14 protein-coding genes and 1 riboswitch are annotated in these 15,536 nt (G+C 71.7%); of the genes, 4 read left to right on the forward strand and 10 right to left on the reverse strand.

Annotated elements, in window-relative coordinates; translation table 11 throughout:
- Positions 1-118 precede the first annotated feature (118 nt).
- The gene (locus IF02_RS0113130; RefSeq protein ID WP_030156490.1) at positions 119-1,504 is read right to left on the reverse strand and encodes an NAD(P)/FAD-dependent oxidoreductase; all 1,386 of its coding nucleotides are present in this window, start codon (positions 1,502-1,504) and stop codon (positions 119-121) included.
- A 455-nt stretch (positions 1,505-1,959) separates the two neighbouring features.
- Between IF02_RS0113130 and IF02_RS0113135 the strand changes: the two genes are divergently transcribed.
- Positions 1,960-2,232: a type II toxin-antitoxin system Phd/YefM family antitoxin gene (locus tag IF02_RS0113135; RefSeq protein WP_030156492.1), complete on the forward strand. Its 273-nt coding sequence runs from the start codon at positions 1,960-1,962 to the stop codon at positions 2,230-2,232.
- The gene (locus IF02_RS0113140; RefSeq protein ID WP_030156494.1) at positions 2,229-2,498 is read left to right on the forward strand and encodes a type II toxin-antitoxin system RelE family toxin; all 270 of its coding nucleotides are present in this window, start codon (positions 2,229-2,231) and stop codon (positions 2,496-2,498) included. The genes IF02_RS0113135 and IF02_RS0113140 overlap by 4 nt, the downstream gene beginning before the upstream one ends.
- Before the next feature lie 60 nt (positions 2,499-2,558).
- Here the strand turns inward: IF02_RS0113140 and IF02_RS0113145 are convergent, their stop codons facing one another.
- The 7 genes from IF02_RS0113145 to IF02_RS0113175 form a co-directional block, all read right to left on the reverse strand.
- Positions 2,559-3,500, reverse strand: a complete 942-nt coding sequence (locus IF02_RS0113145) for a Ppx/GppA phosphatase family protein (protein ID WP_030156496.1) — start codon at positions 3,498-3,500, stop codon at positions 2,559-2,561.
- Positions 3,497-4,054, reverse strand: coding sequence for a DUF501 domain-containing protein (locus IF02_RS0113150; RefSeq protein WP_030156498.1), 558 nt, complete (start codon positions 4,052-4,054; stop codon positions 3,497-3,499). The genes IF02_RS0113145 and IF02_RS0113150 overlap by 4 nt, the downstream gene beginning before the upstream one ends.
- 80 nt (positions 4,055-4,134) lie before the next feature.
- On the reverse strand, positions 4,135-4,623 hold the full coding sequence (locus IF02_RS0113155; protein ID WP_030156499.1) for an FtsB family cell division protein: 489 nt from the start codon (positions 4,621-4,623) through the stop codon (positions 4,135-4,137).
- 91 nt (positions 4,624-4,714) lie between these two features.
- A complete protein-coding gene (eno, locus tag IF02_RS0113160) occupies positions 4,715-6,001 on the reverse strand; it encodes a phosphopyruvate hydratase (protein ID WP_030156501.1) in 1,287 nt (428 codons plus the stop codon).
- Between the two features lie 309 nt (positions 6,002-6,310).
- Positions 6,311-7,015, reverse strand: a complete 705-nt coding sequence (locus IF02_RS0113165; RefSeq protein WP_030156503.1) for a transglycosylase family protein — start codon at positions 7,013-7,015, stop codon at positions 6,311-6,313.
- A gap of 2 nt (positions 7,016-7,017) precedes the next feature.
- A riboswitch (cyclic di-AMP (ydaO/yuaA leader) is annotated at positions 7,018-7,188 on the reverse strand.
- Positions 7,189-7,470: 282 nt separating this feature from the next.
- On the reverse strand, positions 7,471-8,517 hold the full coding sequence (locus tag IF02_RS0113170; protein ID WP_030156504.1) for a LysM peptidoglycan-binding domain-containing protein: 1,047 nt from the start codon (positions 8,515-8,517) through the stop codon (positions 7,471-7,473).
- A 102-nt stretch (positions 8,518-8,619) separates the two neighbouring features.
- Positions 8,620-9,903, reverse strand: coding sequence for a cytochrome P450 (locus IF02_RS0113175; protein WP_030156506.1), 1,284 nt, complete (start codon positions 9,901-9,903; stop codon positions 8,620-8,622).
- 121 nt (positions 9,904-10,024) lie between these two features.
- On the opposite strand from IF02_RS0113175, the gene IF02_RS0113180 reads away from it, so the two are divergent.
- Positions 10,025-11,230 (forward strand): globin domain-containing protein, encoded by a 1,206-nt coding sequence (locus tag IF02_RS0113180; protein WP_234318184.1) that lies wholly within the window; start codon positions 10,025-10,027, stop codon positions 11,228-11,230.
- A gap of 7 nt (positions 11,231-11,237) precedes the next feature.
- Here IF02_RS0113180 and IF02_RS0113185 read toward each other — a convergent pair whose 3' ends face one another.
- A complete protein-coding gene (locus tag IF02_RS0113185; RefSeq protein ID WP_030156509.1) occupies positions 11,238-12,224 on the reverse strand; it encodes a nucleoside triphosphate pyrophosphohydrolase in 987 nt (328 codons plus the stop codon).
- A gap of 61 nt (positions 12,225-12,285) precedes the next feature.
- A complete protein-coding gene (locus IF02_RS0113190; protein WP_030156512.1) occupies positions 12,286-12,912 on the reverse strand; it encodes a SurA N-terminal domain-containing protein in 627 nt (208 codons plus the stop codon).
- Positions 12,913-13,105: 193 nt separating this feature from the next.
- Between IF02_RS0113190 and IF02_RS0113195 the strand changes: the two genes are divergently transcribed.
- Entirely contained in the window at positions 13,106-15,535 is a 2,430-nt protein-coding gene (locus IF02_RS0113195) for a YfhO family protein (RefSeq protein WP_030156513.1), read from the forward strand.
- Position 15,536 lies beyond the last annotated feature (1 nt).

A 15,536-nucleotide genomic window follows, 5' to 3' on the forward strand; every position in this document is an offset into this window, starting at 1 on the left:
CTCAATCGGACGACACTCCGAACAGGGCTACGGGGGCACGCCGAAGGGGCCGCCCGCACCACGGATGGCGGACGGCCCCTTCGGGGACGTGCTGGAGGAGTTGCCGGTCAGGCCCGGGTCAGGAGGCCTTGGCCTTGGCGGCCGGGGCGGCGGTGGCGGCCGGAGCCGGCGCCGGCTTGGCGGCCTCGTAGAACTCCTCGCGCGGGGTCTCCAGCGCACCGAGGGAGACGACCTCGCGCTTGAGGAACATGGCGAGGGTCCAGTCGGCGAAGACGCGGATCTTGCGGTTCCAGGTCGGCATGGCCATGCCGTGGTAGCCACGGTGCATGTACCAGGCGAGCCGGCCCTTGAGCTTGATCTTCGTCTTGCCCATGACGATCATCGCGACGCCCTTGTGGAGGCCGAGGCCCGCCACCGCACCCTTGTTGGAGTGCGAGTACTCGGCCTGCGGGAAGCCCCGCATGCCCGAGATGACGTTGTCGCCGAGGACCTTGGCCTGGCGCAGCGCGTGCTGGGCGTTCGGCGGGCACCAGGCGTTCTCGACGCCGGCCTTGCGGGCGGCGACGTCCGGGACCTGGGCGTTGTCGCCCGCGGCCCAGATGTAGTCGGTGCCCTGGACCTGGAGGGTCGGGGCGGTGTCGACGTGGCCGCGCGGGCCCAGCGGCAGGCCGTAGCGGGCCAGCACCGGGTTGGGCTTGACGCCGGCGGTCCACACGAGGGTGTCGGAGTCGACCTCGAGGCCGTTCTTCAGCACCACGTGGCCGTCCACACAGGAGTCCATCGAGGTGTTGAGGTAGATCTCGATGCCGCGGGACTCGAGGTGCTCCTTGCCCCAGGTGCCGAGCTTGGGCCCGACCTCGGGGAGGATCTTGTCGGCCGCGTCCACCAGGATGAAGCGCATGTCCTCGCGCTTGATGGTGGTGTAGTACTTCGCGGCGTCGCGGGCCATGTCCTCGACCTCGCCGATCGTCTCGGCACCGGCGAAGCCACCGCCGACGAAGACGAAGGTGAGGGCCTTGCGGCGGACGTTCTCGTCCGTCGTGGACTCGGCCTTGTCGAGCTGCTCGAGGACGTGGTTGCGCAGGCCGATGCCCTCTTCGACGCCCTTCATACCGATGCCCTGTTCGGCGAGGCCGGGGATCGGGAAGGTGCGGGAGACGGCGCCGAGCGCGATCACCAGGTAGTCGAAAGGCAGCTCGTACGCCTCGCCGACCAGCGGCGTGACGACGGCGACCTTGCGGTCCTGGTCGATGCTGGTGACCCGGCCGGTGAGAACCTCTGCCTTGGGCAGCACGCGTCGCAGCGGGACGACGACGTGCCGAGGCGAGATGCTGCCTGCGGCCACTTCGGGGAGGAAGGGCTGGTAGGTCATGTACGACCGCGGGTCGACGACCGTGACGGTCGCCTCGCCATAGCGCATCTTCTTCATGATCCGCTTGGCCGCGTACAGGCCTACGTACCCACCTCCTACAACGAGGATCCTGGGACGCTCCGTGGTGCTCATGGAACGAGTATCCAGCACCCCAAGGGGTGACGCTCGTGAGCCCCTTCACAAGGTGCCGGAGGGCCTCTGCTACACTGCGCGGCCCACGTGACGGAGGTCATGGCGCGAAACGGGAACCAGGGTGTAACAGGATTCGTTGTTCACCCGTCCTGAACTGGCCTCCAGGCCTGTAAGCGGAGTAGACCACCGGGTTGGTGGATACCTACCGACGCGCCTGGACCGCACCCTCGTTTCGCACGAACGCTCGGACAAAAGAGGCCTGATGGCCCCCGGAGCGCCCCGAAGGACCCTTCCCGCGGCCCATCAGGCCCCTTTTCCTTGTGAAGAACTTCACGAACTTTCTGTGGAGGAGGGGACCTAAGGCCCCCGTAAAGCCCTCCGAAGGTCCCCGAAGCCCCCACGAGCCCTCGCGCGAAGCCCCGGCACGTGTACACGGCCACGCGTACACTGCTCTCATGAGTGAGAACGCTGTGACCGTGCGCGAAGCCCGCGCCCACCTCGCGGACCACATCAACCGTGCCGAGCAGGGCGCCTCGACCATCATCACCCGCAACGGTGCCCCGGTGGCCGCTCTCGTACCCATCGCCGATTTCAACGCGCTGGAGGAAGCGGCCGACGAACTGCTCTCGCGCGAAGCCGAAGCCGTTCTGGCCGAGGGCGGCCCGACCGTGACGATGGCCGAGCTCTTGGCCGACCTGTTCACCGAGCACGGCGAAGGGACGGCGTGAAGTACGCGCTCCGCTTCACCGCGGCGGCGCAACGACAGCTTCGCGCCATCGACCGGCCTGCGGCGATGCGCATCCTGGCCGCGCTGACCGCGCTCGGTGACGATCCGTACCGCGAGGACGCCGACGTCAAGAAACTCAGCGGCCCGTCCGGCCTCTACCGGCTGCGGGTCGGCAGCTACCGGATCGCCTACCAAGTCCTTGACGGCGAGCTCGTCATCCTCGTCGTCAAAGTCGGCGACCGCCGCGACGTGTACCGCGACATCTGAGCGGCTGAACGCGGCGGCGGTGGTGGTGTTCCGGTGAGCTCACCAGAACACCACCACCGGTCAGGCGATGGACCAGGCGATGCCGTCGAGGATGTCGTGCTCCGAGACGACGACCTCCCGGGCTCCGGTGCGCTCCATGATGGCGAGGAGGACCAGGGCGCCCGCGCCGATCACGTCCACGCGGCCCGGGTGGAGGACCGGGATCGCCGCGCGCTCTGCGTGCACCGAGGTCAGCATGCGCTCGGTGATCTCGCGGACCTGCTCGTACGGGATCCGGGCGTGGTGGATCGCGGAGGAGATGTACTCCGGCAGCCCGAGGGCGATCCCGGCGACCGTGGTCACCGAGCCGGCCAGGCCCACCAGCGTGCGCGCCTCGGTCAGCGGGACCGTCTGCTCGACCAGGTCCAGCGCCGCCTCGATGTCGGCCCGTATGGCCGCGATCTGCTCCGCGGTCGGCGGGTCGGTGACCGCCCCGTCCACCACCAGGTGGCGCTCGGTCATCCGGACGCAGCCCACGTCGACCGAGCGGGCCGCCCGTACGTGCTCCTCGCCGACCACGAACTCGGTCGAGCCGCCGCCGATGTCCACCACCAGGAACGGCCGTTCCAGGTGCTCGTGGCCGACCAGTTCCTTCGTGGCTCCGATGAAGGAGAACTCCGCCTCCTGGTCGCCGGAGATCACCTCGGGCTCGACGCCCAGGATGCCGCGGACGCCCTGGACGAACTCCTCTCGGTTCTCGGCGTCGCGGGAGGCCGAGGTGGCCACGAAGCGCAGGCGCTCCGCGCCCAGCTCCTTGATGACCGCCGCGTACTCGCGGCAGGCCGCGAAGGTGCGCTCCAGCGCCTCCGGGGCCAGCCGGCCCGTCTTGTCCACGCCCTGGCCCAGGCGGACGATCGTCATCCGCCGGTCCAGCTCGACCAGCTCGCCGGTCTGCGGGTCGCAGTCCGCGACGAGCAGGCGGATGGAGTTCGTACCGCAGTCGATTCCGGCGACCCGGGTCACCCGTCCGACTCCTTCTTCTCCGCCTGCTCCGCCTTCTCCGCGCACGGCGTCACGCACGCGCCCTTGGCCCACCACTCGGGCAGCATCGCCAGCGCCTCGTCGCCGAACGGGTTCACCCCGGGCCCGGCGGCCAGCGAGTGGCCGACCAGCACGTGAAGGCACTTCACCCGGTCCGGCATCCCGCCGGCGCTCGGGAAGCCCTGGAGCACCTCGATGGCGTCGCGGCGCCGGATGTAGTCCTCGTGCGCGGCCTGGTAGGCGGCGGCCAGCTCGGGGTCCTCGGCGAGCCGGGCCTGCATCTCCTTCATCACGCCGTTGGCCTCCAGCGTGCCGATCGCGGAGGCCGCGCGCGGGCAGGTGAGGTAGTACAGCGTCGGGAAGGGCGTTCCGTCGGGGAGGCGCGGGGCGGTCTCCACCACGTCCGGCTGGCCGCAGGGGCAGCGGTGGGCGATGGCGCGCAGCCCGCGCGGCGGGCGGCCGAGCTGCTGCTGGAACGCGTCGATGTCCGCGTCGGTCGGCTCGGTCCGGTCGGTCTGGGGCGGGGGCGTCTGCATGCCTGGAGGAAGTCTCTTCGTTCTCGTGGATGGGTGCGGTGCTGCGGTTCAGCGGTGCTCGTACGTCGTACGCGTACGCGTCACTCGCCGGGGCGGTCGGCCTTGTCGACGCCGTCCCAGACGTTCGAGTACCAGGGCCGGTCGGATCCGGCCGTTCCGGTGCGGTGCCGCTCGGCGGCCCCGGCCCCGGGGTCGGTCATGATGTAGCTGATCTCGCCCGGGCGGACGAAGTGCAGGTGCTTGCGCGCCTGCTGTTCCGCGTACGCGTTGTCCTGCCAGCGGGCCTTCTCGTCGCGGAGGCGTTCGAGGCGCCGGCCCGCGGCCTCGGCGGCCCGCCGCTGCTCCGCGATCTCCGAGCGCTGGGAGACGTACTGGCGCATCGGATACGCGAGGGCGACGACCAGCGTACAGAGGACGAGCACCAGGAGCGCGGCGCGGCCGGTGAGCCGGCTGCGGCGGACCTGACGGCGCGTCTGCGAGCGGTAGACGTGGGCGGCGGTCCGCTCGCCGAGCTGCTTGAGCCTGGTCGCGGTGGAGAAGGTGGAGAACCGATCCCGGTTCCCGGCCATTGACCCCGCCTCCCCTATGTACGCGCTACGCAATACGTCCCCGCACACGGTACGGGACCGAGTGCGGGGACGTACGGAAGCAAGAGCGTGATTAGCCCTTGAAGCGCGGGAACGCGCTGCGGCCCGCGTACACGGCGGCGTCGTCGAGGATCTCCTCGATGCGCAGCAGCTGGTTGTACTTGGCGACGCGGTCCGAGCGGGCCGGGGCGCCGGTCTTGATCTGGCCGCAGTTCACGGCGACGGCGAGGTCGGCGATGGTGACGTCCTCGGTCTCGCCGGAGCGGTGCGACATCATGCACTTGAAGCCGTTGCGCTGGGCCATCTCGACGGCGTCGAGGGTCTCGGTCAGCGAACCGATCTGGTTCACCTTCACGAGCAGGGCGTTCGCGGAGCCCTCCTCGATGCCGCGGGCCAGGCGCTCGGGGTTGGTGACGAAGAGGTCGTCACCGACGATCTGGACCTTGGCGCCGAGGCGGTCGGTGATGACCTTCCAGCCGGCCCAGTCGTCCTCGTACAGCGGGTCCTCGATGGAGACGAGCGGGTACGCGGAGACGAGCTCCTCGTAGTACTCGGTCATCTCGGCGGCCGAGCGGGACTGGCCCTCGAACTCGTACTTGCCGTCCTTGTAGAACTCGGACGCGGCGACGTCGAGCGCGAGCGCGATGTCCTTGCCCGGGGTGTAGCCGGCCTGCTTGATGGCCTCGACGATGAGGTCGAGCGCGGCGCGGTTGGACTCCAGGTTCGGGGCGAAGCCGCCCTCGTCGCCCAGGCCGGTGGAGAGGCCCTTGGTGTGCAGGACCTTCTTGAGGGTGTGGTAGACCTCGGCACCCCAGCGCAGCGCCTCGGAGAAGGACTCCGCGCCGATCGGGGCGATCATGAACTCCTGGATGTCCACGTTGGAGTCGGCGTGCGACCCGCCGTTCAGGATGTTCATCATCGGAACGGGCAGCAGGTGCGCGTTCGGGCCGCCGAGGTAGCGGAAGAGCGGGAGGTCCGAGGCCTCGGACGCGGCGTGCGCGACGGCGAGGGACACGCCGAGGATGGCGTTGGCGCCGAGCGAGCCCTTGTTGTCGGTGGCGTCCAGGTCGAACATGGCCTGGTCGATCAGGCGCTGCTCGGTGGCGTCGTAGCCGACGAGCTCCGGGCCGATCTGCTCGATGACCGCGAGGACGGCCTTCTCGACACCCTTGCCCATGTAGCGGTTGGGGTCACCGTCGCGGAGCTCAATGGCCTCGAAGGCACCGGTGGAGGCACCGGACGGAACTGCAGCACGGCCGGTGCTGCCATCGTCGAGGCCCACCTCGACCTCGACCGTGGGGTTGCCTCGGGAGTCCAGGATTTCCCGGGCTACGACGACGTCGATGGACGGCACGAGCATCTCCTTCTGGGATGTGACGCTGGGTGTGCGGTGGCATGTCGGGCCGTGGGACGGCCCCGCCGACTAGAGCCTAACCGGCTCCGGGCACTGGGCCGGCCGACCGCCCGCCTCCTGGGACGAAAAAGGGCCCGAATACCCGTCTTCCGGGACATAGGGCTCTCGCCCACCGGCACATCGGAGCAGGCGGGGGCCGGTCCTGGCCCGGTCGGGGGCCGGGAAACGCCGCCGCCCGGCGCGTGAGGGGAAGACGCGCCGGGCGGTCGGGCTGCCGCGGCGCCGCTCGGGCGGCCGCGGTTGTTACTGCAGGATTCAGCTGAGCTTCAGCATCTGACCCGGGAAGATCAGGTCGGCGTCCGAGACGATGTCCTTGTTGAGCTCGAAGAGCTTCTCCCAGCCGCCCTTGACGCCGTTCGCCTCGGCGATGGTGCCCAGGGTGTCGCCGGGCTTGACCTCGTACGAGCCGTTGCCGGTCTTCGGGGCCGGGGTCTCGGAGCGCTCGGAGCGGGTGACCGGGGCGGGGGTCTCGCGCTTCGTCTCCTTCTTCGGCTCGGTCTTCTTCGGCTGGGTCTTCTTGGTCTCGGTCTTCGTCTCCGTCTTCTTCGGGGTGTCGGTCGTACCACCACCGGTGTAAGAGGAGTTGGAGAGGCCGACGCCGCAGGACGGCCACGCGCCCTTGCCCTGGCCCTTGAGGACCTTCTCGGCGATGGCTATCTGCTGCGACTTGGAGGCCTGGTTGGCCTGCGCGGCGTATGCCTTGCCGCCGTACGCGGCCCACGTGGAGGACGAGAACTGCAGGCCGCCGTAGTAGCCGTTGCCCGTGTTGATGGACCAGTTGCCACCGGACTCGCACTGCGCGACGCGGTCCCACTCGCCCGCGGTGGCGGCGGAGGCCGAGCCGGCCGCCATCAGGGGGGCGGCGACGGCGACGCCGGCGACACCGGCGAGCGTGACGATGCGAGCCGTCCGCTCAATGGCCGAGGCGCGGCGGTGCTTTCCCTTGCCGGAATTCAGCATGGAGTTCTCCTCACCGACGCCTGCGAGGTGAGCTGTCGGGTTCGGGCTGATGAGTGCCCGGCCGTGCGACTGGCGCACGACTTAACCCCTAGCCGGTTCCCCGGCCGTCTCTCAACGGCCGCTCCCGGCGCCTACCTTGGTTCCCCCGCTCCTGCCTTCGGCGCTTGACGCGACGACTGTTCCCCCCGTCCGCCGGCAGGATTCGGCGATGCGGTCGAAGGAGCCCGCGGTGGCGGGCGACTCAGAAGGTAGACAGGTCTCTCCCCGATGTTCAACGAGGAACACCGGGGAGAAACGGCCCCTACTTGCGTCCCCTTCAGGGGCGTTTGCGCAGGTGAGGGCGGGGTTTGCGGAAGCCTCCCGGCGGGACACGCCAGTTGACCGGAAGAGACACATGTCTCACTTGCAGATAACGGACATTCAGCCTTTTCTGGGTGTCCGAAGTGCCGCTATTTCTAACTTAGATCCAGATTCTGACCGGGCTTGATCAGATTGGCGTCATCGCCGATGACCTGCTCGTTGGCCTGGTAGAGCGCGTTCCAGCCGCCCTTGACCCCCTTGGCAGACGCGATGGCGGCCAGACTGTCGCCCGCCTGGACCGTGTACGAGGGGTCCGACGCCGCGTCAGACTTGACGGGCACCTCAAGAGCGGGCGTACCACGGTGCTTGCCGGTGCCGGAGGGGTCCGGGATGCCGGCCGGGTCGGTGGTGGCACCCGGGATGCCCGGGGCCGAGGGGGCGCCGGGAGCCGTCGGGTCGGCCGGGTTGACCGGAGCGGTCGGGTCCGTGGGGCTGCCGGGCGTGGTCGGGCTTCCCGGGGCCGTCGGGTCGGCGGGCGCCGTCGGGGTGCCCGGGGTCGTCGGGTCGCCGGGGGTGCCCGGGAGCACCGGGGCGCTCGGCGAGGTGGACGGCTCGTCCGGGTCGGGCATGACGGGCAGTCCGCTGTTCGGCGCGAGCGGCGCCGGCGGAAGCGTGAAGACCGGGGCCGGAGTCGGGGTCGGGGCGCCGAAGTCCCGCGCCTTCGCACCGGAGCCGCCGGCCGGGACCGAGGCGTCGGGGCGCGCGGCGCTCGGGGCGATCGGGCCGAGCGTGCCGGGCAGGCCCGGGTCCACGGCCGCCGCGGGGCCCTGCTGGGTCAGTCCGGCCGACTCCGAGCAGTGCCCGAAGGCCTGGGCGCCCTGGGTGCCCAGCACGCGCTCGGCGACGGCGATCTGCTGCGAGCGGCTCGCGAGGTCGGGGCGCTCGGCGAACTCGAGGCCGCCCGAGCCGTTCCACTGTTCCTGCGTGAACGAAAGTCCGCCGTAGGACCCGCTGCCGGAGTTGGCGCTCCAGGAGCCGCCGCTCTCGCACTCGGCGACCTTGTCCCACGTGGAGGCGTCTGCTGCGCTCGCGCCGGTGGCGGCGAGCAGCGGCAGGGCCAACGCGGAACCGGTGACTCCGGCGGTGACGACTATCGCGGGTACCTGGCGGGGGCGTCTGTGGCGGCCGTTCCCGGAACGCATGAGCTGCACCTTTCGCATAACGGCTGGGTAACGGCAGAACCTAGCCGTCTTAGCACGTCAGTAACAACTCTTGACGGGGGCTGACTTACGGTCAGTGGGCGTTCAAGGGTTTCGGGGTGTGAACCTGACGGGAAGAGTGCGCAGGCCACGCATGATCAGACCCCCGCGCCAGCGAAGCTCGTTGGGCGGAACTGCGAGTTCCAGATCAGGTAGACGCGTCAGCAAAGTCGCAAGCGCCGTCTGTCCCTCAAGTCGTGCGAGCGGAGCACCCAGGCAGTAGTGGATGCCGTGCCCGTAACCGAGGTGCTGGTTGTCGGTGCGGGAGAGGTCGAGGGTGTCCGGATCGGCGAACCGCTCGGGGTCCCGGTCGGCCGCGGCGAGGACGACGAGCACCGGATCGCCGGCCGCGACGTCCTGGCCGCCGAGGGTCAGCGGCTCGGTGGCGAACCGCCAGGTGGCCAGCTCCACGGGCCCGTCGTAGCGCAGCAGTTCCTCGATGCCGGTCTCCAGCAGGCCGCTCTCGCCGGCGGCGAGGGAGTCCTGGAGGCGGGTGCGCTGACCGGGGTTCATGAAGAGGGAGTGGACGCCGTTGCCGATGAGGTTGACGGTCGTCTCAAATCCGGCAAAAAGCAGGATGAAGGCCATCGCCGTGGCCTCGGCCTCGGTCAGGTGGTCGCCGTGATCGCTCGCGCGGATCAGGTCCGAAATCAGGTCATTGCCCAGATCATCCCGTTTGCGGTGGATGAGTTCACCGAGATAGGTCCGCATCTGCTTCACGGAACGGGCGACCCCGCCGCGCGGACCGCCGCCGTGCCGGATCATCATCCCGGCCCAGTCGCGGAAGTCGTCCTGGTCCTCGCGCGGTACGCCGAGCATCTCGCAGATGGCGTAGATGGGGAGCGGGAAGGCGAACTCGTGGATGAGGTCCGCTTCCCCCCTGCTCGCGAACTGCTCGATGAGGTGGTCGGTCAGCTCCTGCACCCGCGGGGTGAACTCGGCCACCCTGCGCGGGGTGAACGCCTTCGACACCAGCCGCCGCAGCCGCGTGTGGTCCGGCGGGTCGATGTTGAGCAGGTGCGTCATCAGCTCCGCCTTGCGCTCCCCCGGGATCCCGGTCTTGCCCTTGGCGTGCGCCGGCTCCGCGTGGTGCGCCGGGTTCTTGCTGAGCCGCTGGTCGGCGAGGGCCTGGCGGGCGTCGGCGTACCGGGTGACCAGCCAGGCCTCGACCCCGCTCGGGAGCTTGGTGCGGTGCACCGGGGAGTGCTCGCGCAGCCAGGCGTACGCCGGGTACGGGTCGGTCGCGAACTCCCAGTCGAACAGGGTCGGGCCCTGGAGAGGAGTGCTGTCTTCGGGGGCTGCGGAGGCTGCGGAGGTCGGCTCATGCACCCGCTGACCGTATCCCGCGCGCCCGCGGCCATCCCATATGGGTGGTTCGCCGCGGCTGTCCGTAGATCCGCCATCGCTTGACCTCGCGTTCCCCTGCGTTCCTACTTTCGGTTTTGTGGATGTGAGGATCTTGAAGAGCAGCTTCGCGGTGGTGGAGAGAAGGGCCGAGCACGCGGTCAAGTACTTCTACTCCCACCTCTTCTGGCACAACCCCGGGATCCGTGAGCTCTTCCCGGCCTCCGCCGAGGACATGGAACGCCAGCGCGACCGGCTCTTCGCCGTGCTGACCCACGTGGTCGCCCACCTCGACGACGAGAGCCTGCTCCCCTATCTCCACGACCTCGGCCGCGACCACCGCAAGTTCCTCGCCGGCCCCGAGCACTACGCGGCCCTCGGCGCCAGCCTGCTCGCCGCGCTCGCCCGCACCTGTGGCGAGTCCTGGACCCCGACCGTGGAGAAGGCCTGGTCCGAGGCGTACCAGGTGATCGCCGACGCCATGATGGCCGGGGCCGCCGCGAGCGAGGACCCGGCGTGGTGGGACGCCGAGATCGTGCGCCACCTCCAGTACGGGCAGGACATAGGGGTGCTGACCCTGCGCCCGCACGCCCCCTTCCCCCACCTCCCCGGCCAGTACGCGAGCGTGAGCAGCGAACGGGTCCCGAGGACCTGGCGCACGTACTCCATCGGAAACGCCCCGCGCCCGGACGGCACCCTCGACCTCCACGTCAGCCGTATCGAGGGCGGCCGGCTCAGCACCGCCCTGGTCCGCGAGACCCGGCCCGGCGAGATGCTGCGGCTCGGCGCGGCCGGCGGGCAGCTGACGCTGCGCCGCGCCGACCGCCCGGTCAGCCTCATCGCGGCGGGCACCGGATGGGCGCCGATCCGGGCCATGGTGGAGGAGCTCGCCGGGCAGCCTCCCGACAGGGACGTACGGCTCTTCGTCGTCGCCCGGGACTCCGCGTACCTGTACGACCGCCCGCTGATCGACGAGTACGCCGCCGCCTTCGGCTGGCTCGGCGTCACCTACATCACGCCCGCCCCCGGTCAGCACCGCAACCAGGCCACCGGGCGGCTCGCGACCGCCCTCGGCCACCGGGCCATGTGGCCCGAGCAGGACGTCTACCTCAGCGGGCCGGCGCCGTTCATCGAGCAGACCGTGCACGTGCTGGAGGAGCTGGGCGCCCTGCCGGGCCGGATCTTCCACGACACCGTGCCCGCCGCCGGCACCGGCCACGGCCCGAACGGCCGGCCCCTGGGCTTCGGCGAGTGGTTCCTCAGCCGCCCCGAGCCGCACTGGCACAACCCGTCGGGCCGCGCCCCCCGGTAGGGGGTGTCTACGCGCCGACGCCCTCGGCGGCCCGGATCGCGTCCCGGTAGGCCCGGGCCGCCGCGCGCAGCGCGGTCTCGGGGTCGACGCCCGCCGCCTCGGCGCGCGCGGCCAGTTCCAGCAGCTCGTACCCGATGCCCTCGCCGCGCGGCAGTTCCACGGCCACGCCGCCCGCGCGGACCCGGCCGGCGAGCTTGGCCGCGAGCGCGAGTCCGGGCTGGCCCAGCGGGATCCCGTCGGTGACCGAGTCCCGCTGCTTCTCGACCGCCTTGGTGCGCTGCCAGTGCGCGCTGACGTCCTCCGGGGTCTGCGCGTCCGCGTCCCCGAACACGTGCGGGTGCCGGTGGATCAGCTTCTCGACGAGGCCGCCGGCCACGTCGTCGATGGAGAACGGCTCGTCGGGGTGCTCCTCGGCGATCCGCGCGTGGAAGACCACCTGGAGCAGTACGTCGCCGAGCTCCTCGCGCAGCGCGTCCCGGTCCCCGTCCTCGATGGCCTCGACGAGTTCGTACGCCTCCTCCGTGGCGTACTTGACCAGTGCCTCGTGGGTCTGGCGCGAGGTCCAGGGGCATTCGCGGCGGACCCGGTCCATCACCTGCACGAGGTCGAGCAGGCGGGCGCCGGGCAGGTCGTACGAGCCGGGCAGCAGTTCGAGGTCGGGCATGTCGACGCGGCCGGAGCCGGCGAGGCGGGCCAGTCCGTCGGTGAGCCGCCGGTCGCCCTCGCCGGACGGGATCACCACGACCGTGCGGCCGCCGGCGCAGGCCTCGACCAGCGCGTGCGCGTCCGGGGCCTCGTGCGCGACCTCGACGCCCGCCTCGCGCAGGTACGGCAGCTGCGGGTGGCCCGGGTCGGCGCACAGCACCCGGTCCGCGGCGTGCAGGGTCTGCCAGGCCGGCCAGGACAGCAGGCCGGGGGCGACCCGGTGGCTCGCGGTCAGCAGGACGATCCGGCCGGTGGCCGTGGCGTCGGCGGGGGCGGCCGGGGCGGGCACGGCGGGGGCGGGTTCGGCGGCGTGGTCGGTCACCCTCCGAACCTACCTCCGGTCGGGCGGCTCAGGCTCCGGCGGGGGCCTGCTCGGGCCGGGTGCGCTGGACGATCCAGGGGGTGTCCTGGTCACCGAGCACGATCTGCTGCGCGTCCCAGACGCCGTAGCGCGGGTTCACCTCGATGTGCAGGGTCTTCGCGGCGGACGCGAGCTTGCCGACGGCCTTGTCCTGGCTGCCGTAGTGGTCGAAGAGCTTGTCGCGCAGCAGCTTGAAGCGGGCGTCGGCGTCGAGCTGCCCGGGCGCCAGCTGGGCCTGCTCCAGGGCCGCCGCGGTCAGCTTCTCGGCTCCGCCCGCCTTCTCCAGCTGGGCCTTGCGGAAGTCCTGGACCTCCTTCTCGCTGACGCTCACGCCCGCGTCCTCGGCGGCGCGCTCCAGGACGACGGTCTGGATCATCTTGTTGAGCTTGACGCGCTCCAGGCCGGGCGAGGACTGGATCAGCTGGGCGGCGGTGGACCCGGTTTCGTTCTGCGCCGCGCGGACGTCGTTCACCTGGGCCTGGAGCGCGGAGGTGGTGATGCGTTCGCCGCCGACGACGGCCGCGGTGCCGGGCCGGGCCTGGCCCGAGCAGGCGGTCAGCAGGGGGGCCGCCACGAGCAGGGCGGCGGAGACGGAGAGCGCAGTGCGACGGTGCAAAGGAGCCTCCAGGGCCGGGAGATTGTGCGTCGGTGCACAAGGGGCCGTGCGGTGATCGATGGTATGCAGTCAAGCTGATCCGGGCCACTGCTTCGACCAACGATTCCCCGGGTGTTGGGGTACGCGTCTGTTGATGTCGCAGCCACCCGGTGGCAACCCTGTGGTCGACCGGCGGTGCCAAGGTCGGCCCACCATGTCGACACCGCACCGCTCGCCGCGCCGCCTGAGCCTGCGCGGCTCGGCCCTCGCCGCCCTGATCACGGTGGTGGCCGTCTGCGCCGGGGACGCGGTCGCCCGCGTGTTCCCGTACGGACACCGCCACCGCAGCATCAACGACCTCGGCAACCAGTTCGTCCCCTTCCACGCGCACCTGTGGGACCTCCTGCACGGGCGGGCGGAGGGCGGGCTGCTGTTCAACTGGCAGTCCGGCTTCGGGACGAGTTTCCTGCCCGACTTCGGCACGTACCTCTCCAGCCCGTTCGCGGTGCTCGTCGGCCTCTTCCCGCGCGAGGACATCGACCTCGCGGTGTACGTGGTCACCGTGCTGAAGATGGCCGCGGCCGCGGCGGCGATGGCCTGGCTGCTGCGCACGCAGCGGCGCGGGCCGTGGTGGGCGGCGGGCCTGCTGGGGGCCTCGTACGCGCTGTGCGGCTGGTCGGTGATCGAGGCCTCGTACAACCCGATGTGGCTGGACGGGCTGATCGCGTTCCCGCTCCTGTGTCTGACGGGTGAATGGGCGCTGCGCAGGCGCCGGCCCGCCGCCGCCGTCCTCGTGGTGGCGCTCTGCTGGACGGCGAACTTCTACACGGCGTACATGGCGACACTGGGCGCGGCGCTGGTGCTCCTGGTACGGGTGGTGCTGACGCGCGAGGGCGTACGGGGGCGGCTGCCGGTGCTCGTCCGGGGTGCCGGAACGACCCTGCTGGGCATCGCGGTGTCCGCGCCGGTGCTGGTGCCGCTCTTCCTGAGCTCGAAGCAGGCGTACCCGGGGTGGACGCGGCAGTTCGACCCGGTGTCCTGGCCGGACCTGTTCGCGCGGATCCTGCCCGCGACGTACTCCTTCTCCTCGCCGGCGCTGTTCGTGGGCACGGGGACGCTGCTGCTGGTGGCGGCCCTGCCGTTCCACGCGGCGGTGCCCGTGCGCACCCGCCTGTGGTGGGCGGGGCTGACCGCGGCCGTGCTGGTCTCCTTCCAGTGGACACCCACGCATCTGGCCTGGCACGTCTTCGCGACCCCGAACGGCAGCCCGTACCGGCAGACGTTCGTGCTGGCCGGGGTGGCCGTGATCGCCGCGTGGACCGGGCTGGCGGCCGGGCCGCCGAAGCCGCGGGCGCTGGCGGCGGGGGCGGCGGTGCTGGCCGCGGCGGCCGCGGCGGCGAGCGCCAGCACGCTGGCGACGACGTGGGGCTTGGGGCTGTTCTGCGGCGGCCTGGCACTGGCGGCGGGGGCCTGGTGGTCCCTGCGCCACCGCAGGCTGGTGCTCCCGGCGGCCGGGGTGCTGGCGCTCGTACTGATCGGGCAGGCGGCCGCGACGACGGCGTTCGGGCACAAGGGCAAGCTGGGCGGGCTGGACGACTACCCCTCGTGGGGCGCGGCGCACACGGCCCGCTCCGCGGCGCTGGCCGGCGCCGAGGGCTGGCCCGCGTACCGCACGGACCCGAGCCGGCCGGCGCTGACGGGCAACGATCCGCTGCTGCTGGGCGGGGAGGGCGGCGCGTACTACAGCAGCCACACCCCGGACGTGTTCACGCGGACGATGGTGGCGCTCGGTGCGGGCTGGACCTCGCGCGGGCGCAACGTGCAGAGCATCGACAACCCGGTGACGGACGCGGTCTTCGCGGTCGGCGCCCGCTTGCGGCCCGACGGCACGATCAGCCGCGCGCAGGCCGTCCCGCCGCTGGTCACGATCCGCCCGCCGGGGCCCGTGCCCTCGTACGGCGCGGCCGACGGGCCCCCGTTCGCCAACCAGGAGCTGCTGCTGGGCGCCAAGGTGTACGAGGACCCCGTCGCGCCCGGGGTGTGCCGCGCGGGCACGGAGGCGTACTTGTGGGCCCCGGAGTACAACGCGACGGCCCGCCTCGCGGACGGCCGCGCCTTCCGGCTGAACGGCAACGCCCCGCGCAACCGGGCGGCCCTCCAGCCGCTGGGCGCCTCCCGGGGAGCCTCCTCGGCGCTGGTCTTCGACGCTCCCGCACCGCCGCGCTGGGCCCTGTCCTGCCTGGACCGCACCCGCCTGGACCCGGCGGTGGCCGCCCTGAGGGCGAGCGCGCCGACGGCGCTGCGGGTCGGCTCCTCGACGGTCAGCGCCACCGTCCCGGCGGGCACCGCGGGCACGGCGGTCCTCTCCTCCCCGGCGATCGCGGGCTGGACCTGCAACGGCCGGCCCGCCACGTCCTACCTGGGCCTGGTCTCCGTCCCGCTGACCCCCGACACGACCACCGTCTCCTGCTCCTTCCGCCCCCCGGGCCTCGTCCCGGGCACGGCGGTCGCGGCCGCGTCCCTGCTGCTCCTGGCCGGGCTGCTCGTGGCGGAGCGCCGCCGCAGGCCCCGGACCGGCCGCCCCGCCGGTCCGGACGCCCCGGAGGCCGGCGCACCCGCGGAGCTCGCCGCGGCCAGGGCCTGAG

Origin of the sequence: Streptomyces sp. NRRL S-244, assembly GCF_000717915.1 — a bacterium.
Classification (GTDB): Bacteria; Actinomycetota; Actinomycetes; order Streptomycetales; family Streptomycetaceae; genus Streptomyces.

What these genes read in the sequence shown, in the direction of transcription:
- IF02_RS0113155 (WP_030156499.1), bottom strand. Translation starts at nt 4,623, where the DNA reads ATGGCCGGGAACCGGGATCGGTTCTCCACCTTCTCCACCGCGACCAGG.
- eno (WP_030156501.1), bottom strand. Translation starts at nt 6,001, where the DNA reads ATGCTCGTGCCGTCCATCGACGTCGTCGTAGCCCGGGAAATCCTGGAC.
- IF02_RS0113135 (WP_030156492.1), top strand. Translation starts at nt 1,960, where the DNA reads ATGAGTGAGAACGCTGTGACCGTGCGCGAAGCCCGCGCCCACCTCGCG.
- IF02_RS0113165 (WP_030156503.1), bottom strand. Translation starts at nt 7,015, where the DNA reads ATGCTGAATTCCGGCAAGGGAAAGCACCGCCGCGCCTCGGCCATTGAG.
- IF02_RS0113195 (WP_030156513.1), top strand. Translation starts at nt 13,106, where the DNA reads ATGTCGACACCGCACCGCTCGCCGCGCCGCCTGAGCCTGCGCGGCTCG.
- IF02_RS0113130 (WP_030156490.1), bottom strand. Translation starts at nt 1,504, where the DNA reads ATGAGCACCACGGAGCGTCCCAGGATCCTCGTTGTAGGAGGTGGGTAC.
- IF02_RS0113150 (WP_030156498.1), bottom strand. Translation starts at nt 4,054, where the DNA reads ATGCAGACGCCCCCGCCCCAGACCGACCGGACCGAGCCGACCGACGCG.
- IF02_RS0113170 (WP_030156504.1), bottom strand. Translation starts at nt 8,517, where the DNA reads ATGCGTTCCGGGAACGGCCGCCACAGACGCCCCCGCCAGGTACCCGCG.